22 protein-coding genes are annotated in these 19,330 nt (G+C 72.6%); 16 read left to right on the top strand and 6 right to left on the bottom strand.

All coding sequences use genetic code 11. From position 1 onward, the window contains the following. Window positions 1-164 precede the first annotated feature (164 nt). The 4 genes from O7635_RS32530 to O7635_RS32515 are packed head-to-tail and all read left to right on the top strand — an operon-like array spanning window position 165 to window position 4,645. Window positions 165-1,556, top strand: a complete 1,392-nt coding sequence (locus O7635_RS32530; RefSeq protein WP_278084320.1) for an extracellular solute-binding protein — start codon at window positions 165-167, stop codon at window positions 1,554-1,556. Continuing rightward, window positions 1,556-2,542 carry a sugar ABC transporter permease gene (locus O7635_RS32525; protein ID WP_278084319.1) on the top strand — a complete coding sequence of 329 codons (987 nt, stop codon included), beginning with the start codon at window positions 1,556-1,558 and terminating at the stop codon, window positions 2,540-2,542. The genes O7635_RS32530 and O7635_RS32525 overlap by 1 nt, the downstream gene beginning before the upstream one ends. Further along, window positions 2,542-3,408 (top strand): carbohydrate ABC transporter permease, encoded by an 867-nt coding sequence (locus O7635_RS32520; protein ID WP_278084318.1) that lies wholly within the window; start codon window positions 2,542-2,544, stop codon window positions 3,406-3,408. Before O7635_RS32525 ends, O7635_RS32520 begins: the two co-directional genes overlap by 1 nt. Further along, a complete protein-coding gene (locus O7635_RS32515; RefSeq protein WP_278084317.1) occupies window positions 3,392-4,645 on the top strand; it encodes an ROK family protein in 1,254 nt (417 codons plus the stop codon). The genes O7635_RS32520 and O7635_RS32515 overlap by 17 nt, the downstream gene beginning before the upstream one ends. Here the strand turns inward: O7635_RS32515 and O7635_RS32510 are convergent. Continuing rightward, window positions 4,626-5,489, bottom strand: coding sequence for a hypothetical protein (locus tag O7635_RS32510; RefSeq protein ID WP_278084316.1), 864 nt, complete (start codon window positions 5,487-5,489; stop codon window positions 4,626-4,628). The genes O7635_RS32515 and O7635_RS32510 overlap by 20 nt on opposite strands. Window positions 5,490-5,550: 61 nt before the next feature. Here O7635_RS32510 and O7635_RS32505 point away from each other — a divergent pair, with 61 nt between their 5' ends. The 5 genes from O7635_RS32505 to O7635_RS32485 all read left to right on the top strand — a co-directional run bounded on the left by O7635_RS32505 (window position 5,551) and on the right by O7635_RS32485 (window position 8,806). Further along, entirely contained in the window at window positions 5,551-5,712 is a 162-nt protein-coding gene (locus O7635_RS32505) for a hypothetical protein (protein WP_278084315.1), read from the top strand. Window positions 5,713-5,744: 32 nt separating this feature from the next. After that, window positions 5,745-6,359 carry a helix-turn-helix transcriptional regulator gene (locus O7635_RS32500; protein ID WP_278084314.1) on the top strand — a complete coding sequence of 205 codons (615 nt, stop codon included), beginning with the start codon at window positions 5,745-5,747 and terminating at the stop codon, window positions 6,357-6,359. A gap of 62 nt (window positions 6,360-6,421) precedes the next feature. After that, entirely contained in the window at window positions 6,422-7,099 is a 678-nt protein-coding gene (locus tag O7635_RS32495) for a hypothetical protein (protein ID WP_278084313.1), read from the top strand. Window positions 7,100-7,103: 4 nt separating this feature from the next. Further along, window positions 7,104-7,802 (top strand): hypothetical protein, encoded by a 699-nt coding sequence (locus tag O7635_RS32490; RefSeq protein WP_278084312.1) that lies wholly within the window; start codon window positions 7,104-7,106, stop codon window positions 7,800-7,802. Window positions 7,803-7,852: 50 nt separating this feature from the next. Beyond that, a complete protein-coding gene (locus tag O7635_RS32485; RefSeq protein WP_278084311.1) occupies window positions 7,853-8,806 on the top strand; it encodes a Gfo/Idh/MocA family oxidoreductase in 954 nt (317 codons plus the stop codon). Here the strand turns inward: O7635_RS32485 and O7635_RS32480 are convergent. Further along, window positions 8,699-9,388 (bottom strand): DUF1345 domain-containing protein, encoded by a 690-nt coding sequence (locus O7635_RS32480; protein ID WP_278084310.1) that lies wholly within the window; start codon window positions 9,386-9,388, stop codon window positions 8,699-8,701. The genes O7635_RS32485 and O7635_RS32480 overlap by 108 nt on opposite strands. A 94-nt stretch (window positions 9,389-9,482) precedes the next feature. On the opposite strand from O7635_RS32480, the gene O7635_RS32475 reads away from it, so the two are divergent. Together O7635_RS32475 and O7635_RS32470 are read left to right on the top strand one after the other, a co-directional pair. Further along, window positions 9,483-10,343, top strand: a complete 861-nt coding sequence (locus tag O7635_RS32475) for a hypothetical protein (RefSeq protein WP_278084309.1) — start codon at window positions 9,483-9,485, stop codon at window positions 10,341-10,343. Then, entirely contained in the window at window positions 10,285-11,301 is a 1,017-nt protein-coding gene (locus tag O7635_RS32470) for a hypothetical protein (RefSeq protein WP_278084308.1), read from the top strand. Before O7635_RS32475 ends, O7635_RS32470 begins: the two co-directional genes overlap by 59 nt. Here O7635_RS32470 and O7635_RS32465 read toward each other — a convergent pair. The 3 genes from O7635_RS32465 to O7635_RS32455 are packed head-to-tail and all read right to left on the bottom strand — an operon-like array spanning window position 11,278 to window position 12,937. Next, entirely contained in the window at window positions 11,278-11,760 is a 483-nt protein-coding gene (locus O7635_RS32465; RefSeq protein ID WP_278084307.1) for a DUF1992 domain-containing protein, read from the bottom strand. The genes O7635_RS32470 and O7635_RS32465 overlap by 24 nt on opposite strands. A gap of 17 nt (window positions 11,761-11,777) precedes the next feature. Continuing rightward, on the bottom strand, window positions 11,778-12,743 hold the full coding sequence (locus O7635_RS32460; protein ID WP_278084306.1) for an N-acetylmuramoyl-L-alanine amidase: 966 nt from the start codon (window positions 12,741-12,743) through the stop codon (window positions 11,778-11,780). Then, on the bottom strand, window positions 12,743-12,937 hold the full coding sequence (locus tag O7635_RS32455; RefSeq protein WP_278084305.1) for a hypothetical protein: 195 nt from the start codon (window positions 12,935-12,937) through the stop codon (window positions 12,743-12,745). The genes O7635_RS32460 and O7635_RS32455 overlap by 1 nt, the downstream gene beginning before the upstream one ends. Window positions 12,938-13,072: 135 nt before the next feature. Between O7635_RS32455 and O7635_RS32450 the strand changes: the two genes are divergently transcribed. The 5 genes from O7635_RS32450 (at window position 13,073) to O7635_RS32430 (ending at window position 18,388) form a co-directional block, all read left to right on the top strand. Further along, complete coding sequence (locus O7635_RS32450) at window positions 13,073-13,897, top strand: TIGR03619 family F420-dependent LLM class oxidoreductase (RefSeq protein WP_278084304.1); 825 nt, start codon at window positions 13,073-13,075, stop codon at window positions 13,895-13,897. Then, window positions 13,894-14,298 carry a TIGR03668 family PPOX class F420-dependent oxidoreductase gene (locus tag O7635_RS32445; protein ID WP_278084303.1) on the top strand — a complete coding sequence of 135 codons (405 nt, stop codon included), beginning with the start codon at window positions 13,894-13,896 and terminating at the stop codon, window positions 14,296-14,298. The genes O7635_RS32450 and O7635_RS32445 overlap by 4 nt, the downstream gene beginning before the upstream one ends. Before the next feature lie 89 nt (window positions 14,299-14,387). Next, window positions 14,388-16,706: an endopeptidase La gene (gene lon / locus O7635_RS32440; protein ID WP_278084302.1), complete on the top strand. Its 2,319-nt coding sequence runs from the start codon at window positions 14,388-14,390 to the stop codon at window positions 16,704-16,706. 103 nt (window positions 16,707-16,809) lie between these two features. Continuing rightward, window positions 16,810-17,577, top strand: coding sequence for an alpha/beta hydrolase (locus tag O7635_RS32435; RefSeq protein ID WP_278084301.1), 768 nt, complete (start codon window positions 16,810-16,812; stop codon window positions 17,575-17,577). Continuing rightward, window positions 17,552-18,388: a helix-turn-helix domain-containing protein gene (locus O7635_RS32430; protein ID WP_278084300.1), complete on the top strand. Its 837-nt coding sequence runs from the start codon at window positions 17,552-17,554 to the stop codon at window positions 18,386-18,388. Before O7635_RS32435 ends, O7635_RS32430 begins: the two co-directional genes overlap by 26 nt. On the opposite strand, the gene O7635_RS32425 is transcribed toward O7635_RS32430, so the two are convergent. Then, window positions 18,369-19,268, bottom strand: a complete 900-nt coding sequence (locus O7635_RS32425) for a phosphatase PAP2 family protein (RefSeq protein ID WP_278084299.1) — start codon at window positions 19,266-19,268, stop codon at window positions 18,369-18,371. The genes O7635_RS32430 and O7635_RS32425 overlap by 20 nt on opposite strands. Window positions 19,269-19,330 lie beyond the last annotated feature (62 nt).

The following is a 19,330-nucleotide window of genomic DNA, read 5'->3' as shown; positions in this document are numbered from 1 at the left end:
TGGCAGGCCGGGATGGCGTCGCGGGCAAGATCGTCCGTTACCCGACCGAGTGGCCGAACGTTACGTACATATGTCTTGCCTTCGCGTATAAGACCTTGGTGTGATTCGTCCGTAGATCGTGGACAAAGGGAGAGATCGATACACCGGACGAAGGAGCGACCCGCGTGAACGCGAGAAGCCTGCTCACCGCCGCTACCGCGGCGGTCCTGGCGGCCGCCACACTGAGCGCCTGCGGAGGCGACGACCCGGCGGACGACGCCACCGGGTCGATCACCGTGTGGAGCCTGGAGAACCAGACCGACCGGGTCCAGGCCACCCAGAAGATCGCCGACGAGTTCACCGCCCAGACCGGCATCCAGGTCAAGATCGTGGCGACCGACGAGAACCAGTTCACCAGCCTGATCACCTCGGCCGCGGCGGCCGGCCAGCTGCCCGACGTGATCGGCGCCCTGCCGCTGGCGGCGGTGGCCCAGATGGCCACCAACGACCTGGTCGACACCGACGCCGCCAAGGCCGTCGTCGACGAGCTCGGCCGCGACACGTTCTCGCCGCGGGCCCTTGAGCTCACCGGCCAGGACGGCAACCAGCTCGCCGTGCCCAGCGACGGCTGGGCCCAGCTCCTCTTCTACCGCAAGGACCTGTTCGAGAAGGCCGGCCTGGAGGCGCCGGACACCTTTGACAAGATCCGCTCGGCGGCGCAGAAGCTGAACACCGGCGGGGTCGCCGGCATCACGATGGCCAACGTCCCCAACGACGCCTTCACGGAACAGACGTTCGAGAACTTCGCCCTCGGCAACGGCTGCGAGCTGGTCGACGACCAGAAGAACGTGCAGCTCGACACCCCGCAGTGCGTGGCGACGTTCCAGCTCTACGAGGACCTGTTCAAGAACTACTCGGTGCCGGGCGCCCAGGACGTCGACACGACCCGGGCGACATATTTCGCCGGCAAGGCCGCCATGGTGGTCTGGTCGTCGTTCCTGCTGGACGAGATGGCCGGGCTGCGCAACGACGCCCTGCCGACCTGCCCCGAGTGCAGGTCCGACCCGGCGTTCCTGGCCAAGAACAGCGGCATCGTGACCGCGGTGGCCGGGCCCAACGGGCAGCCCGCCCAGTTCGGCGAGATCACCAGCTGGGCGATCACCAAGGAAGGGCCCAACACCGAGCAGGCCCGCAAGTTCGTGGCGTACATGATGAACGAGGGCTACACCAAGTGGCTCGGCATCGCGCCCGAGGGCAAGTTCCCGGTGCGCAAGGGCGACTCGTCCGACCCCGCCAAGTTCGCCAACGCCTGGAACACGCTGCCGGCCGGCGTCGACACCCGCAAGCCGCTGTCCGACAGCTATCCGGCCGACGTGCTGGAGGCGCTGCGGGCCAGCCCCGACACGTTCAAGCGCTGGGGCCTGCCGCAGAAGCAGGGCGCGCTCCTCGGCGCCACGCTCGGCGAGCTTCCGGTGCCCAAGGCCGTCAACGCCCTGACCGGCGGCGAGGTCGATGCCGCCGGCGCGGCCAAACGCGCGGCGGACGAGGTGCGGGCGATCCAGAAGTCGCTCGACTGATGGTCGCGACCCGCGAGGACCGGCCGGCGGCGCCCGAGCAGCGCCGCCGGCCGGCGCGCCGGCCACTGACCCGCGCGCAGCGGGAGAACCGGGCCGGCCTGGTCTACCTGTCGCCGACGTTCCTGGTCGTGCTGGTCGTGGTCGTCGTGCCGATCCTCTGGACGATCCTGCTGGCCTTCCAGCGGCTCCGGCTGATCAACATCCGGCGCACCGGCCTGTTCGGCGAGTTCACGCTCCGCAACTTCGAGTACGTGTTCACCTCGCCCGGCTTCTGGAGCTCGCTCTGGACGACGCTGGTCTACACGATCGGCGGCACCGCGTTCTCGATCATCTTCGGGCTGATCGCCGCGCTGGCGCTGCGCAAGCGGTTCCCGGGGCGCACCTTCGTGCGGGCCAGCGTGCTGCTGCCCTACGTGGCGCCCGTGGTCGCGGTGACGTTCGTCTGGGAGATCATGCTCAGCCCGCAGTTCGGCGTCGCCAACAACTGGGGCACCCGGTTCCTCGGCTGGGACCGGCCGATCGCGTTCCTCAGCCAGCGCGAATACAGCCTCTGGGGCGTCGACATCCCGCTCGCGCTGATCACGGTGATCGTGTTCGAGGCCTGGCGCTACTTCCCGTTCGCGTTCCTGTTCATCCTGGCCCGGCTCCAGGCGGTGCCCAAGGACCTGGAGGAGGCGGCCGTCGTCGACGGCGCCGCGCCGACCCAGCTCTTCCGGCACATCCTGCTGCCGCAGCTCGGCGCCGTGATCGCGTTGCTGTCGGTGCTGCGGTTCATCATGACGTTCAACAAGTTCGACGACGTCTGGCTGCTCACCGGCGGTGGGGCGGGCACCCAGGTGACCAGCGTCCGGGTCTACGAGTTCCTCACCGCCCGGCTCGACGTCGGCGCGGCCGCCGCGCAAGGCCTCGTGCTCGCCGCCGCCCTGGTGCTCCTGCTGGTGCTCTATCTCAAGTTCTTCGCGCCGCGGGTGGAGGGGGAGTCCTGATGGACCGCGCGACCTTCGAGACCCGGCTGTTCGGCGTGCTGCGCTGGGTGGTGATCGCGATCCTGATCGTGGTCACGCTGTTCCCCTTCTACTACATGGTGCTGCTGTCGATCCGGCCGATCGAGGCGGTGCTGGGCGATCCGGGCGGCCTGTGGGCGGGGCCGGCGGAGTGGACGCTGTCGACCTACCGGGAGGTGCTCGGCTCGACCGGGTCCGGCGGCCAGGGGTTCCTGCGGCTGATCGGCAACACGCTGCTGGTGGCCACCGCCGCCACGGTGCTGACGCTGCTCATCTCGCTGCCCGGCTCGTACGCCGTGAGCCGTCTGCAGTTCGTCGGTCGCCGGCAGGTGCACTTCCTGTTCCTGGCGGTCTATCTCTTCCCGGCGATCCTGCTGGCCATCCCGCTGTTCACGGTGTTCACCCGGCTCGGGCTGCGCGGCTCGCTGGCCGGTCTGATCTTCGTCTACATCGCGCAGACGATCCCGGTCTCGGTCTACATGCTGCGCAACTACCTGACCACGATCCCGGAAAGTCTCGAAGAGGCCGCCGCGGTCGACGGTTACACACGGTTACAAACCCTGCGTAAGGTAATCTTGCCGCTCGCGGCACCGGCCGTGATGGCGAACGCACTCTACGTTTTCATGATCGCGTGGAACGAGTACCTGTTCGCCTTGTTGTTCCTGGTCGAGAACCGTGACAACTGGACGGTCTCGCTCGGACTGGCCCAGCTGTCCGGAGGCATCGAAGTGAGCAAGACGGTTTTGATGGCCGGCTCGGTGGTGCTTACCCTGCCCATCGTGATCATCTTCTTTGCCACCGAGCGGCTGCTGACGGAGGGGCTGACCGCCGGTGCCGACAAGGGATAGGCCGCCGGCCCAGGGCGGTCCGCCAGGTTCGCCGGTCGTCGTCCGCGGTGCGGCCGGCAACCAGAACTCGGCCGGGCACCTGCTCTGGCTGGTCCGCACCGGCCGGGCCCGCACCCGGTCGGAGCTCCAGGCCTATACCGGGCTGTCCCGGTCGACGCTGGTGGCCCGGATCGACGCGCTCCGGGCGGCGGGCTTCCTGCGCCGCTCCGGTGTGGAGGAGTCGACCGGGGGCCGGCCGGCCGAGCTGCTCGAGTTCGACACCGACCACGGCGTGGTGCTGGTCGCCGACCTGGGCGCCAACCACGCCCGGGCGGCGGTGCTCGACGCGGGCGGCACGCTGCTCCGCGAGGAACACGAACACATCAAGATCGGCGAGGGTCCGGCGTTCGTGCTGGACTGGGTCGACGCGGCGTTCGGCCGGCTCCTGGGCGCCGCGGGGCAGTCGCGCGACCGGGTCCGGGGGATCGGCGTCGGGGTGCCCGGCCCGGTCGAATACGACGCCGGCGTGGTCACCGAGCCGCCGATCATGCCCGGCTGGGACGGGATCCCGATCGCCGACCGCCTCCGGGCGACCTGGGGCTGCCCGGTCTTCGTCGACAACGACGCCAACCTGATGGCGCTCGGCGAGCAGGTCGCGTACTTCCCGGACACCCCGGCCCTGCTCCTGGTCAAGGTGGCGACCGGGATCGGCGCGGGGATCGTCGTCGACGGCCGGGTCTACCGGGGGATCGACGGCGGCGCCGGCGACATCGGCCACGTCCGGCTGTCGTCCTTCCCCGACGCGCGCTGCGAGTGCGGCCTTTACGGGTGCCTGTCGGCGGTGGCCAGCGGCCTGGCCCTGGCGCAGCGGCTGACCAGCGGCGGCACGCCGACGCAGTCAGGCCCGGAACTGATCGAGCGCATCAGGGACGGCCACGGCGAGGCGGTCCACCTGGCCCGCGAGGCCGGCCGCCTGGTCGGCGAGGTCCTGGCCACGGTCGTCTGCGTCATCAACCCCGGCGTGCTGGTGATCGCCGGCGACCTGGCCGAGACCCATTTCGTGACCGGGGTACGCGAGATGCTCTACACGTACGCCCTGCCCCGCGCGACCCGGCACCTCGAGGTCACCACCAGCCGGCTCGGGCCGCAGTCGGCGGTGACCGGCGCCCACGCGATGGTGGTCGACGAGATCTACTCCCCGAGCGCGGTCGACGCCGAGCTCGCCGCCACCCCGACGGCTAGCCCCGTGGCGCGGTGAGCCTCGTCAGCAGCCGGGGCAGCGGGCCGGCCGGCGGCGACCAGACGTGGCGGTCGGTGTAGGACCACGCGTAGGTCGGGTTGCCGTCGCGCACCAGGTCGCACAGGCCGGGCTGGTCGAGCTCGCGGGCCGACCAGTCGTAGAGCCGCTGGAGACGGGGCTGGATCACGCCGTAGTCGACCAGGCGGCTCAGCCGGTTCTCCCGGTCGAGGTAGCCGCGCAGCTCGCCCGGCGGCGGATAGCGGTCCGGGAGGACCCGCCGGAGCGAGAGGAACACACCGGCCGCGCCGAGGCGGGGATCGCCCAGGACGGCGCCGAGCACCGACAGCGGGCCTAACGCCAGCCGCGGCGCGGCCACCAGCGCGTGCGTGTAGAGCACGCGGAGCAGCACGACGTTGAGGAAGAAGCGCTCGGGTCCCGTCTCGGGTTCGGCGAGGTCCCGGTGCTCCAGGTAGCCGGCGACGATGCTGGCGTTGTGCGCCCGGTACCAGGTGCGGGCCGTCGGATCGGCGATGAAGGCGTCCCACAGCGCGACCGCCGGCGACGAGACCGCGCCGCCCATCCCACCCGAGCGGGCCATGGCCTCGCAGCCGTCGCGCAGCAGCCCCTCGTTGACGGCCCGCCACCAGCGGCTGCCGGGCGGGTCCGCGGTCAACGGGTTGAGCACGCCGCGGGTGGCCTGCCAGCGCATGAACGACAGCGCCGCCCGGCGGAACGGCAGGTGCCGGGGCGCCTCGCCGAACGGGCCGCGGTAGGTGCGGGCGAGGAGCGCGATCCGCTGCCGCGGGTCGTCCCGGACCGCGTCGACCTGAGCGGCGGCCCACTCGGCGGCGTCGTCCGGCATCCCTGACCCTTCTCGTGGACCGCGTTGCCGGCCCGCCACGCCGATCGGGATGATCTCGCGGGTGGACCAGCACTCGAGGGACATCGTCGCGCACTACACGCACGCCTACGGCCCGCTGGCCGACACCGTGTTCGCCGGCGCCCTCGAGCTGGCCCGCCTCTATGGCACTGAGGCCGGCCTGGTCGCCGCCAGCGCCCACCTGCTCGCGGTCGGCACCGCCTAGGCTGCTTGGCTGTGATCGCGCATCTTTTGCGAATGCCCGCCGTGCGTCGGCGCCTTGCCCTCACGGCGGCGCTGGTGGGCTGCTTCCTGTGGGCGATGATCATCATGGGGCTGGCGTTCGCGTTCGTCGAGCGGGGCGCCGAGCAGTGGTGGCTGGTGTTCGTGTTCGGCGCCGTCGTGCTGGTCGTCGCGGTCGCCGTCACCGGCGCGTTCCGCCGCGGATCCCCGGCGGCGCGACCGACCGAGGCCACCGCCGACGCGGCGGCGACCGCACCGCCGGTTGGGACCGCGATCCCGGCGTCGGAGCCGCCTGCGTACGTCAGCGCCATCGCTGCGTCAGCGCCCGTTGCGAGCGGCGCCACGATGACGGTGTCGCCGCCCGTGGCAGGCGGTGCCGAGATGACGGTGTCGCCCGGTGCGGGTGGTGCTGCTTCGTCGGCCGTGCCGGTCGAGCAGTTGAGCCCGCGCGAGCACGAGGTGCTCGGGCACCTGGCGGCCGGCCGGTCCAACCGGGAGATCGCCGCCGCCCTGCACCTGGCGCAGGGGACCGTCAAGGCCCACCTCAACCACATCTTCCGCAAACTCGGCGCCACGACCCGGCTGCAGGCCGTCGCCCGGGCGCGGGATGCCGGGCTGCTCGACAAATAAACCGGGTTGGTGGCCGTTCGGCAGACGCCGGCCGGCCCCTGCGCTCCCTAGCGTCCCGCGGCGTGACCACACCCAACCACCTCGTGCCGGCCGCCCTGGCGGTCGCCTTCACCACCGTCGTCGAAGGGCTGTCGCTGGCGGAGTTCATGCCCGCGCCCCTCGCCTACCTCGCCGGCGCCGCCTGGGGTGTCGCCGTCGTCGCGGCCGCCCGTTGGATCGCCCGGCGTCCCACCGCCGCCGCCCGGACCGAGAACGGCCTGGTCGTGCTCGGCACGGTCGCGATGGGCCTGTTCGCCTTCGGCGGCTTCGCCGGGCTCCTGCTCCTCAACGGGGCGATGGACAGCGACTCGCTGACCGGCGAGACCCTCGTGGCGATGTTCCTCCCGAGCATCCCGGTCGCCATCGCCGGCAACGTCCCGACCGAGCTCCTGGTCGTGCCCGGGCTGCTGATCCTGGGCTGGCGCCCGGGCGTACGCCGGATCCTGATCCTCGCCGCCGCCGGCCTCTATCTGGTGATCCGCGTGTGGAGCTACCTGGTGTTCGTCTCCGGCCGCCTGGACTTCGCCGCGGCGGAGCGGTCCACCACACCGCTGACGGCGGCCGAACGCGCGGACTACGTCGACCAGCTCCATTTGAACGACCCCCGCTGGGTGCTCAACCTGGCCGTCTTCGGGATCTTCCTCGCCGCCGCCCACGTCCCCCGTTTCGCCGCGCGGAAAGCCCCGGCAGCGGCAGGCTAGGTGCGTGGAGACGCCCACCTGGGGAAGCCGGGTCACGTTCCGCCAGGCCGCACACCTGCTGGCCGGGCGTGACCCGGTGATGGCACGGCTGGTCGCGAACGCGCCGGCGCCGCGGATCCCGCTGTGGAAGGAGACCAACTTCGAGTCGCTCGTACGCGGGATCGTCTTCCAGCAGCTCGCCCGGCCGGCCGCCGTCGCCATCCTGGGCCGGCTGGTCGACGCCGTCGACGGCGAGCTGACGCCCGACACCGTGCTGCCGCTCTCGGACGCCGTGCTGCGCAAGGTCGGGCTCTCGGCCCGCAAGGTGATCTCACTGCGCGACCTGGCCACGAAGGTCCGCGACGGCACGGTCGTGCTCGACAACCGCCGGCTCGGCCACCTCGACGACGACGAGATCATCCGCCGGCTGTCGACGGTCAAGGGCATCGGGCCCTGGTCGGCGCAGCTCTTCATGGTCTTCCAGCTCCGCCGCCCCGACGTCTGGCCGGTTGGCGACCTCGGCATCCGCCGGGGGTACGGCGTGGCCTACGGCGTGCCGACCCCCACCGAGAAGGAGCTCGAGCCGCTCGGCGAGCCGTTCCGCCCCTACCGCAGCACCGCCGCCTGGTACTGCTGGATGGCCGAGGCCGTGGTCGCCGGGCGTACGCCGACCCTGCCGATCGACGACGACCCGATCCTGCGGGCCCACGGCGAGCGCGCCTGAACCGGCGTGGTGTCCGCCGCCGCCGGCCGGGCGGCGATTCAATGTGGACCGTGGACACACCGATCCGGGTCGGGCTCGTCGGCGCCGGCCACTGGGCCGAGGTGATGCACGGCCCGACCCTGGCCGCCGGGCCGGAGACCACGCTGACCGGGGTGTGGGCCCGCCGTCCCGACGCCGCCCGCCGCCTCGCCGCCCAGCTCGGCACCACGGCGGCCGACGACTTCGACGCCCTGCTCGACCGGTGTGCGGCGGTCGCCTTCGCGGTGCCGCCGGACGTCCAGGCCGACCTGGCCGTCCGCGCCGCCGAGGCCGGCCGCCACGTGCTGCTGGAGAAGCCCGTCGCCCTCACCGTCGCCGACGCCGAACGGGTCGCCAAGGCCGTCCGCGACAACGGCGTGGTGAGCCAGCTCGTGCTCACCAAGCGCTACCACCCCGCCACCCGGGCGTTCCTGGCCGCCGCGGCGGAGTTCGAGACCATCGGGGCCCGGGCTCGCTACCTGCACGGCGGTTTCCTCGACGGCCCGTTCGCCACGGGCTGGCGGCTCGACCACGGCGCCCTGGTCGACCTCGGCCCGCACCTGCTCGACCTCGTCGAGGCCGCGGTCGGCCGGATCGAGACGGTCACCGGGCACGGCGCGTCGACGGGCTGGCTGGAGTTGACCTGCGCCCACCGCGGCGGGGCGGTCAGCCAGCTCTCGCTGTCGGGCTCGGTGCGGCTGCCGCGGTCGCGCGCGGGGGTCGAGCTGTACGGGCGGTCCGGCGTACTCGAGATCGATTTCGCGACCATCGACCACGCCGAGTGCTGGCCGGTGCTGCGGTCCGAGTTCGCCCACGCCGTGCGCACCGGCACACCGCACCCCCTGGACGCCGACCACGGACTCCGCCTGCAACACCTGTTAGTTGTTGACCAGCCCGGCCAGCAGGTTGATCGCCCCGGCGACGATCGCGACGCCGAAGACGTACGAGAGCAGCGCGTGGCCCAGGGCCGTCCGGCGGACCGGTGAGCTGCGCAGTGTCGTGTCGGAGACCTGGTAGGTCATGCCGATCGTGAACGCCAGGTAGGCGAAGTCGCGGTAGGTCGGCTTGTGCTCCGAGACCGGCTGGCCGAAGTCGATGCGGACACCGTGGCTCTGGTAGTCGAGCTTCGCGTACCGCAGCGTGTAGACCGTGTTCATGGTTACCCAGGCCGAGGCCACCGTCAGCACCGCGATGCCGATCAGCACGCCGCGGTAGGTGCCGTGCTCGTTGGCGGCCTCGCCGAGCGCGAACCCGACGCCCAGCAGGCTGACGACGCTCGCCGCCGCCAGCAGGGCGGTCGCCGAGCCGTGCGTCTGGTCCTCGCGGCTGGCCAGCTTCTCCGTCTTGGCCCCGTTGGCGGTCATGAAGATCGGCCAGACCGAACCGAGGAACGCCAGGGAGGCGGCGTCCCAGCCCGCGATCACCGCGAGCTCCCAGCCGACCGGGCTCACGGCGAGCCCCGTCGCGACGACCGCCCACAGCACGACCACCACCCAGGCCCGGCGGATCGCCGGGCCGTGCCAGCCCAGGATGCGCTGTGTCCGCGGGGGCGAGGGCGTGGTGGACACATAGGAGAGTCTGGCAGGGATGCGGCGCGTTGATCCAGACACGCCGGATCCGGGTAACCGGACAAATCGGTCTGATAACGGCAGCATCGACAGCATGGCGCATCCGGAATCGCTTGTCGACGAGATCCTGGACCGGCGCGAGCGCTACCAGGTTCTCGCGGCCGAGTGGAACTGCGGCTACCTCGACGTCGAGAGCGAGTGGATCGACAGCGACCTGCTGGCCGGCCGTGACCCGGAGGTCCTCGCCCGCGACGGCTGGCTGCCGCTGCACCACGACGACGAGGGCTACGTGCTGGTCGTCACCGCCGTCGAGCCCACGCCGGAGCGGGTGGCCATGATGGAGCAGGCGGTCGGTGGGCCGGTCTGCGTGGCGGTCGGCAGCGACTGGGACGTCGAGGAGGCCATCCGCCGCGCCTTCGCGCGGCCGCCCGCGGCTCGCCGCCGGCCCGCCGCGGGCCGGTGGCTCGGCGTCGGCGCGGCGCTCGCCGGGCTGGTGCTGGCGCTGACGTTCGCGACCGGCCCGACCGTGGTGACGGTCGCCCTGCTCGTCTCCGGCGGGCACCTGGCCGGTGTGGCCGCCACGCTCGCGATCCACTTCGGCCTGGCGTCGGCGCGGGGGCGGGCGGCTGTCGGGCCGTCGGTCGCCCTGCTGCTCACCCCACCGGCGTACGCCCTGTTCGTCGCCGCCCTGGTCCTGCCGGCGCAGCGGGTGGTGCCGGCGTGGGCGCTCGGCGTCGTGCTGGCCAGCCCCCTGGTCGGTCAGGCCGCCCTGGTCCATGCCGAACTGCTCGACGCCTTCCGCCGTGGCGAGCCCGCCGGTCCGGCCCTGCGCAGCCCCATCCGTTGGCTGCAGGACTGCGTGGCCGCCTACCGGAACCTGCTCACGAGGGAGAAGCATGGCAATCGCGCCGAACGACGTGGTGATCCCGCGGTGGCAACGGTGGAGCCCGGCTGACGAGCGGCGGCCCCGCGGCGCGGTCACCCGGTGGTCGCTGCGCCTCCTGCTGGCGCTGCCGTTCGCGGCCCTCGCGCTCTACTCCACCGGCCGGGGCTTCACGCCGCCCGCGGTCCCGCCGGTGGTCGCCCTCGTCCCCGGCGGTCCGATGATCGCCGGCCTGGCCACCGCCCTGCTGACCGGCGTGGCGCTCGCGGCGTTGGGGGAGCGGCTCGTCCGCTGGGAGGTGCCGCTGCGGGTCACCGTGCCGCTGGCCCTGGTGCCCGCCCTGGCGTACGCCGGATCGCAGGATCTGGCCGCCGTGCTCACGCTGGTCCTCCTCGCGCTGGCGGTCGAGGGTTTCGTCCACTTCGCGGTCGCGGGGCGCCCCGACGGCGCGGTCCGGGCCGGGCTGGCGCTGGCCGGCGCCGCCCTCTGCGACCCGGTCGCCATCCTCTACGCGGCCGCGTTCGCCGGTGCCGCGCCGTTCGTCGCCGCCGCCCGCCGCCGGGCCGAACCCACCCCGCCCGCCACCTGGGCCGTGCTGCTCTGCCCGGCGCTGACCGCGTTCACGATCGCGTTGCTGCTCGACTGGCGGCTGACCGGCCAGGTCTGGGTCGGCCTGGACCCGGCCGGGCCGGTGCGGGCCGCCGGCGAGGCGCTGCTGGCGGTCGTGCACACCCCGCTCTACGCCGCGGTCGCGGTGGTCTACGCGGTGCGCCGGCCGCGGGCGCTGATCGGCTACCTGACCCCGGTCGCCGCCGTGTTCGTCGCACTGCTCGCCGGGCTCGCGTACTCGCCGGTCACGGGTTATCTGCTCCTGACCGCGGTCGCGCTGATCGCCGTGCCACGCGCGCCGAGCCGCCGGCTCAGCACGTTCCTGGCCACCGTGGCGCTGATCCAGTGGGCGCAGGTGGTCACCTGGCCGCCGACCAGCCCGGCGTTCCAGGAGTGGCTACGCGTCGTCTGGGGGTTCTGAGCGCCGGAACCAGCGCCGCCGGGGTCGCGGCCGCGGTTGTTCCGGCGCCGGCCGGCGGGCCGCCGCGAACCGGGCCTCCAGCGCCTCGCGCCACAGCGCCACCATCGCGTCGGCGTCGACCCGGCGGACCGGGACGAACGGCTGCGACGGGCGGAGCTGGTAGTCGAGGATCTCGCGGTTGAGCGCGGCGACCGTCTCGCGGACCCGCTGCTCCGAGGGCAGCCGCCGCACCTCGTCGGGCAGCCGTTCGACCTGGCGGGCCAGCTGGATCGACGGTGGCAGCATGGCCCCGCCGGAGATGCCCTCGCGGCGGGCGAACTCCTTGAGCCACCACTGCTCGTCGTAGGGCTCGGAGTGGCCGGGCAGCGGCTTGCCGGCGCCCGGGAGATCGTCGAACTCGCCGTTCTCCCGGGCGGCACGGATCCGCGCTTCGATGAGGGACTCGATCCGGTCGCTCATCGGCCAAATGTAACGGGTCAGAGGCGGGTGAGCCGGATCGCGTCGGCGATCACCAGGCCGGTGCCGGACGTCCAGCGGCTGACCGCGACCCGGTTGGCGTCGCCGGCCGGCAGGTTGAACGTGCCGATCGAACGCCAGCCGCCGCCGCCCGAGCGCTGGTCGACGTTGACGGTCTGGTTGCCCGCCGAGGTGGCGACGATGTAGGGCGCCGCCGTGTTGTAGCCGGCGTTGGCCGCGTACCAGACGTCGACCCGGTAGGTGCCCGCCGTCGGCACGGCGAACTTGTACCAGGCGGGGTCGCTGGCCGCGACCGGGTCGGCGAACCGGTAGTCGGTGCCGTAGCGCTGCGCCGAGTAGGACGACGTGCCCCAGTTGGCGCTGGCGGTGAACCGGCCGGCGGTGGTGTTGTCGACGATCTGCGACCAGGTGCCGCCGCCACCGCTCATCCGGGCGGCCACGTCGGCCCGCATCACGTTGAGGTCGATGAACGACGGGTCGATCTTGCCGGTGGTGCTGGTCTCCCGGTGCCCGCGGGCGTACGAGGAGTCCTTGCCGAGCCGGGTCAGCACGGCGGCGGTGGCGGCGATCGACGCGTTGTACTGCGCGGTGGTCATCTGCTGGTTGACGCCGTTGTAGTCGATCTCCCAGCCGATCATGAGCGTGTTGCCGTCGCCGGCCGGGATGGGCCCGCTGCCGCGGCTGGCGCCCGCGTGGTTGCAGCGGCCGGCGGAGATCAGGTGGAACACGCCGTGGTAGTCGACCAGCGCCTGGCACAGCGGCCCCGCCAGGTCGGGCCGGCCGTTGATGCAGACGTTCAGCGCCGGGTGGGGGTTGCTGGCGCTGGAGGTGGCGGCGGTGTGGTGCCAGAGCACGCCGATCGGGTCGAACGAGCCGGGCCGGTAGCGGTTGAGCCAGTCACCTTCGACGACCACCGACACGCCGGCGCCGCGCAGGACGTCGAGCAACCAGGGCACGTTGGGCATCAGGCACCTCGCGCCAGGCTGGGTTCGGCGGTGATCAGGTCGGCGACGCACTCGACCTTGGCGGCCCTGGGGGCCGCGGTGGGCGCCGCCGCGGCGGCGGACGGCTTGGCGGCGACGGTCACGGCTGCGGCGGCCAGGGCGGGCAGGCCGAGCACAGCCCGCCGGCCGAGCCGGCGCGGTGGGAAGACGGTCACGGCACTCCTTCGGAGGACGCTGGGTGTGGCAGGTGAGGCGCACGCTATACCGTGAAGCCCGTCTATGTCGATAGTTGCCGATTCATCGATCAAACCTGAAAGTTACTTTCACGGTGGTCGTGGTAGACCATTCAGATGGAGTTCGGAGTCGGTTACTTCCCCACGTACGACGGCATGAAGCCCGGTGAGGTCGCGCGTCTCGCCGAGGAGCGGGGCGCGGACGCGATCTACTTCGCCGAGCACTCGCACATCCCCGCGGCCGAGACGGACCGCTTCCCGGGCCAGCCGGTGCCCAGCAAGTACTGGAAGACGTACGACCTGTTCGTCGCCCTGACCGCGGCCGCCGCGGCGACCAGCCGGCTGCGCGTGGCCAGTGGCATCTGCCTGGTCATCGAGCGCGACCCCATCCACACCGCCAAGGCCGTCGCCAGCGTCGACCATCTCTCCGGCGGCCGCCTCGAGTTCGGGGTCGGCGCCGGGTGGAACCGCACCGAGATGCGCCATCACGGCACGGATCCGCGCGTACGCATGCGCGTGCTCCAGGAGCGCGTCGAGGCGATGAAGGCCATCTGGACCCAGCACGAGGCGAGCTATTCCGGCCGCTACGTCTCGTTCGAGGGCGTCCGGTCCTACCCGAAGCCGGCCCAGAAGCCGCACCCGCCGGTCCTGGTCGGCGGGGCCGGCCCAACCGTGCTCGACCGGGTGCTGGCCTTCGGCGACGCCTGGTTCCCCAACTACCACGACGGGCTGGTCGAGCGGATCGCCGAGCTGCGCTCGCGGGCCGGGCGCGACGTCGAGGTGCAGGTGATGAGCGTCCCCGCCGACCCCAAGATCTTCGAGCAACTGCACGACGCGGGCGTACGCCGGGTGGCGCGCTGGCTGCCGTCGGGCTCCCGGTCGCGGGTTGAGCGGGCGTTCGACGAGTGGGAGGCGGCCATCACGGAGTACAACCCGGAGTGACCCCGGCCCAGGCCCGGGCCCGGTTCGCCGCGGCCCGGGTCGCCCGCCTGGCGACCGTGTCGGGGACCGGCCAGCCGCACCTCGTGCCGGTCACGTTCGCGGTCGCCGGCGACACGGTCTACAGCGCCGTCGACGCGAAGCCGAAGCGCACGACGGCGCTGAAGCGGCTGGCCAACATCGCGGCCGAGCCGCGGGTGTCGCTGCTGGTCGACGAGTACGACGAGGACTGGTCGCGGCTGTGGTGGGCCCGGGCGGACGGGACCGCCCGGGTCCTGCCGCTCGCGGACCCGGAGGCCGCGCGGGCGGCCGTGTTACTGGGGGAGCGCTATCCGGCTTTCGTGGCGCGGGGTCCGGTGCTGGCGGTCGACGTGGCGCGTTGGTCGGGCTGGTCGGCCGCCTGAAAACGGGACGTAAATGGACGGTTCTCCTGTGGCCTGGGTCACTCCGCAGCGCGGGAACAGAGTAGATGCTTTGTAACTTGAGTACGTACATGGCAACTCTTCCCGTCCTGCCGTTGACCGATGCCGTCCTGCTGCCTGGCATGACCATCCCGGTCACTCTCGACAACAACACCCAGGCCGCCGTCGACGCCGCGCGCGCCGCCGGCGACAACCGCGTGCTCGCCGTGCCTCGTGTTGACGGCGAGTACGGGTCGATCGGCGTCGAGGCGCTGATCGAGAAGGTGGGCCGCCTGCCCAGTGGCGAGCCCGCCGCCGTCATCCGTGGCCTGTCCCGGGCGCGGATCGGGTCCGGCGTGCCCGGCCCCGGCGCCGCCCTCTGGGTCGAGGCCACCGAACTGACCGAGACCCCGCCCGCGGGCAAGGCCCGTGAGCTGGCGAGCGAATACAAGGCCCTGGTCAAGTCCGTGCTCCAGCAGCGCGGCGCCTGGCAGGTCATCGACGCCGTCGAGCGGATGACCGACCTGTCGGAGCTGGCCGACTCGGCCGGCTACGCGCCGTGGCTCACCCTCGAGCAGAAGATCGAGCTGCTCGGCGCGCCCGACGTGACGGCCCGGCTCGAGCTGCTGGTCGGCTGGGTGCGCGACTACCTGGCCGAGCAGGAGGTCACCGAGCGGATCACCAACGACGTCCGCGAGGGCCTCGAGAAGTCGCAGCGCGAGTTCCTGCTGCGGCAGCAGCTCGCCGCCATCCGCAAGGAGCTGGGCGAGGACGAGCCCGACGGCTCGGCCGACTACCGCTCCCGCGTGGAGGCCGCCGACCTGCCCGAGAAGGTGCGCGAGGCGGCGATGCGCGAGGTCGGCAAGCTGGAGCGCGCGAGCGACCAGTCGCCCGAGACCTCGTGGATCCGGACCTGGCTCGACACCGTGCTCGAGATGCCGTGGTCGACCCGCACCGACGACAACACCGACCTCAAGGCGGCGCGCGAGGTGCTCGACGCCGACCACGCCGGCCTGGCCGACGTGAAGGACCGCATCCTCGAATACCTCGCGGTCCGCAACCGGCGTGCCGAGCGCAACCTGCAGGTCGTCGGCGGCCGTGGCTCCGGCGCGGTGCTGGCCCTCGGTGGGCCGCCCGGTGTCGGCAAGACCAGCCTCGGCGAGTCCGTCGCCCGGGCCCTCGGGCGGAAGTTCGTCCGGGTCAGCCTCGGCGGCGTGCGTGACGAGGCCGAGATCCGTGGCCACCGCCGCACCTATGTCGGCTCGGCACCGGGTCGGATCGTCCGGGCGCTGCGCGAGGCGGGCTCCATGAACCCGGTCGTGCTGCTCGACGAGGTCGACAAGCTGGCCGTCGGCTACTCCGGCGACCCGGCCGCGGCCCTGCTCGAGGTGCTCGACCCGGCCCAGAACCACACCTTCCGCGACCACTACCTGGAGGTCGACCTCGACCTCTCGGACGTGCTGTTCCTCGCGACCGCCAACGTCGTCGAGAACATCCCGGGCCCGCTGCTGGACCGGATGGAGCTCGTGACGCTCGACGGCTACACCGAGGAGGAGAAGGTGGCCATCGGCCGCGACCACCTGTGGCCGCGGCAGGTCGAGCGGGCCGGTCTCGCCGCCGACGAGGTGTCGATCACCGATGCGGCGCTCGGCGCGATCGCCGGTGAGTACACCCGTGAGGCGGGCGTACGGCAGCTCGAGCGCGCGCTGGCCAAGGTGCTCCGCAAGGTCGCGGTGGCGCTGGCGTCCGAGTCGGCCCCGATCCGGGTCGACGAGACGGACCTCGTCCGCTACCTCGGCCGCCCCCGGTTCACGCCGGAGTCGGCGGAGCGCACGGCGACGCCCGGTGTGGCCACCGGCCTGGCGGTCACGGGCGCGGGTGGTGACGTGCTGTTCATCGAGGCCACCTCGATGGAGGGCGAGCCCGGCCTGACCCTGACCGGCCAGCTGGGTGACGTCATGAAGGAGTCGGCGCACATCGCGCTCTCCTACCTGCGGTCCAACGGCAAGCGGCTGGGCATCGACCCCAACGCCCTGGCGGCCAAGCGGATCCACCTGCACGTGCCGGCCGGCGCGGTGCCGAAGGACGGCCCGTCCGCGGGCATCACGATGGTCACCGCTCTGGCGTCGCTGGCGACCGGTCGCCCCGTCCGCCCGGAGTTCGGCATGACCGGCGAGGTCACCCTCTCCGGCCGCGTACTCCCGATCGGTGGTGTCAAGCAGAAGCTGCTGGCCGCCCACCGGGCCGGCCTGACGGAGGTCATCATCCCGGCCCGCAACGAGCCGGACCTGGACGACCTGCCGCAGGAGGTGCGGGACGCCCTGACCATCCACGTGCTGGGTGACGTCAGCGACGTGCTGGCCCTGGCCCTGCGCCCGGCCGACGAGCGCGAGCTCCTCGCCGCGGCATAAGTTCACCACCGAGAAGCCGCCCAGGGTGTACGCCCTGGGCGGCTTCTGCGCGCGCGGACATTCGTCCAAGACAGCTTTGTGGCTTCCGGCCAGCATGGTCGGTATGCCGCTTGTGGTTCACGACGGTCCGCGCGACGCGCCGCCGCTGCTGTTGCTCCATGGATCCGGTTTCTCCGGGGCCTCCTTCGATGCGGTGGTGCCGGAGCTGGCCGCCCACCACCACGTCATCCGGGTCGACCGGGTGGGTGGCGACGTGCCCACCGCCGCGGCCGAGGCCGCCGCCGTGCTCGACGGTCTGGGCCTGCGCGGGGTGCCGGTGGCCGGCCACTCCAGCGGCGGGTACGTCGCGACCGCGCTGGCCGAGCAACGGCCGGAGCTGGTGCGTTCGCTGGCGTTGGTCAGCACGGGGCCGAGCCTCGACACCCTGCTGCCGCAACCCTGGCTGTTGCGGGCGCTGTTGGCCCCGCCGATCGGCCCGATCCTCTGGCCGCTGCGGTCGGACGCGATGATCCGCAGAGGGATCAGCGTGACGTGCGCCCGCCCGGTGTCGATACCGTCCTCGCTGGTGAGCACCGTGCGTGGGGTGCCGTACCGGGCGATGCGGACGGTGCTGCGCCGCAACGGCGACTACATCACCGCGCGGAGCGTGCCCGACCGCCTGCGTGCCCTGTCCGCCCCGGTGCTCGTGGTCTTCGGCGCCGCGGATCCGCGGTGGGATCCCGCCGTTTCCGCCGCCCGCTACGAGTCGGTCCCGACCGCCCGCGTCGAGCGGCTGCCGGGTGTGGGTCACATCCCGATGCTCGAAGCGCCCGAGGCGACCGCGGCGCTGCTCCTAGAATGGTCGGGTGCTGTCCAGCGGGACGCCACCTGACTGGGCCTCCGTCGAGGTCGCGATCCCGACCGCGCGGTTGCCCGGCGTCAGCATGGCCGGCTTCCGCCAGCGCGTGCCCGCTGCCGTCCACATCGGAATGGTCGCGCATCCGTCGGTCACGGTGCTCGTCGACCTCTCGGCCGGGTTGGTCTGCGAGTCGCATGGGCGTCGGTCACACGGCAGCGTCGTGGCCGGGCTCCTGACGCCGGACCTCCGCGTCGGCGGCCAGGGCGCCGGCGCCTGCCTGCAGATCCGGTTGGCGCCTGCCGCCGCGGCCGCGGTGCTCGGCGGGGCGGCCGCGCTCAGCGGTCAGCTGGTGGACTTCGGCGATGTCTTCGGGCGTGGCGCCGAGCTGTTCGAGCACCGGCTCCGGGCGGCGCCGTCGTGGGAGGCCCGCTTCGCGATCGTGACCGAGGTCGTTGGCCGTCGCATGGCCGATCGTGCCGTCGTGGACCCGGAAGTGGCGCACGCCTGGCGGCTGACACTCGCGAGCCGCGGCCGCCGGCGGGTGGAGGGCCTGGCGGACGAGGTGGGCTGGAGCCGCAAGCGGCTGTGGGCCAGGTTTCGGTCGCAGGTCGGCATCAGCCCGAAGCGGGCGGCCCAGTTGGTGCGCTTCGACCACGCGGCGCATCTGCTGGCCGGGAGCCACAGCCCGGCCACGGTCGCGGCGGCGGCCGGATACGTCGACCAGCCACACCTGAACCGAGAGGCCAGATCCATCTGCGGTCTCACCCCGACAGCCGTGGCAAGCGCTCCCTGGCTGGCCATCGACGACGTCGCCTGGCCAGCGGTCACGGTCGTCCGCCCGTAGGGCTTCCGGCCGAGGCGGCGGCTGACCGAGTGGTGGCCACTTCGTCGTCCGGTGGGGACGGGGGGTTGAGCAGCCAGACGCTGCCGGTGACGACCAGCAGGGTCAGGACGCCCACGGCCGCTGTCGCCAGCATGAGACGGATCCCGGCGTCCGGGGCCAAGGCGAGGACCAGCATGATCAGCAAGGTCAGGGCGATCGCCTGGAGGAGGGTGCCGGTGACCGCGTCGTTCTCCTCGTCGTGCGCGGCCGGCGTGCGGTCCGGTGCCCGGGTCAGCGCGGCCGCCGCCAGGCAGAAGACCGTGGCGACCAGGAGCAGGCTGCCGACCACGTCGCTGAAGCGGTGCCAACCCAGGATCATCGTCGCGGCCCCGATGACCGACACCCCCGTGGTGCCGGGCACCGCGATCCACCAGCGCAACCGCGGCGGGGCGACCAGCAGGAAGCCCATCAGCAGCGCCGCCGCACCGGCGACGTGACCGCTGGGGAAGCTGTTGTGCGTGGTGGACGTCTCGACGCCCAGCTCCGGTCGCTCCAGCATCTCCTTGATCAAGCCGGCGGCGCCGACGGAGCAGACGAACACCGCGGCCGCGGCGACGGCGGACCAGGCGCGCCGACGCAGCAGGCCGACCACCGCCGTCGCCACGACGACCAGGCCGAGGAGCAGCGGGTTGCCGAACCGCTTGAGCACCAGTTCGGCCGGGCCGAGCAGGGTCGTGCCCTGCATGTAGCGCCCGCCCCAGCGCATCGGCGGCAACAGCTCCCCGTCGAGCCATTGCCCCGGAGCGGTGCGCACGAACAGCAACCAGGCCAGCCCGAAGGCGACCGCGGCGGCGACGGCGAGGGCGAGCGGCCGGCTGGCGTTGGACAGTCGCGGGTTCACGTGGACGATCCTGGCGTCCCGGCATCCGCAACTCGTCCGGAACATGTCTTGGTTCTGTCACA

Source organism: Asanoa sp. WMMD1127 (genome assembly GCF_029626225.1).
Lineage (GTDB): Bacteria > Actinomycetota > Actinomycetes > Mycobacteriales > Micromonosporaceae > Asanoa.
The sequence above is the reverse complement of the archived record's forward strand: the minus strand, read 5'-3'. Positions and strand labels throughout refer to the sequence as shown.

Coding starts and splice junctions, on each gene's coding strand:
- O7635_RS32525 (WP_278084319.1), top strand. CDS start 1,556: ATGGTCGCGACCCGCGAGGACCGGCCGGCGGCGCCCGAGCAGCGCCGC.
- O7635_RS32520 (WP_278084318.1), top strand. CDS start 2,542: ATGGACCGCGCGACCTTCGAGACCCGGCTGTTCGGCGTGCTGCGCTGG.
- O7635_RS32510 (WP_278084316.1), bottom strand. CDS start 5,489: ATGCCGGACGACGCCGCCGAGTGGGCCGCCGCTCAGGTCGACGCGGTC.
- O7635_RS32500 (WP_278084314.1), top strand. CDS start 5,745: ATGCCCGCCGTGCGTCGGCGCCTTGCCCTCACGGCGGCGCTGGTGGGC.
- O7635_RS32475 (WP_278084309.1), top strand. CDS start 9,483: ATGGCGCATCCGGAATCGCTTGTCGACGAGATCCTGGACCGGCGCGAG.
- O7635_RS32470 (WP_278084308.1), top strand. CDS start 10,285: ATGGCAATCGCGCCGAACGACGTGGTGATCCCGCGGTGGCAACGGTGG.
- O7635_RS32465 (WP_278084307.1), bottom strand. CDS start 11,760: ATGAGCGACCGGATCGAGTCCCTCATCGAAGCGCGGATCCGTGCCGCC.
- O7635_RS32460 (WP_278084306.1), bottom strand. CDS start 12,743: ATGCCCAACGTGCCCTGGTTGCTCGACGTCCTGCGCGGCGCCGGCGTG.
- O7635_RS32450 (WP_278084304.1), top strand. CDS start 13,073: ATGGAGTTCGGAGTCGGTTACTTCCCCACGTACGACGGCATGAAGCCC.
- lon (WP_278084302.1), top strand. CDS start 14,388: ATGGCAACTCTTCCCGTCCTGCCGTTGACCGATGCCGTCCTGCTGCCT.
- O7635_RS32435 (WP_278084301.1), top strand. CDS start 16,810: ATGCCGCTTGTGGTTCACGACGGTCCGCGCGACGCGCCGCCGCTGCTG.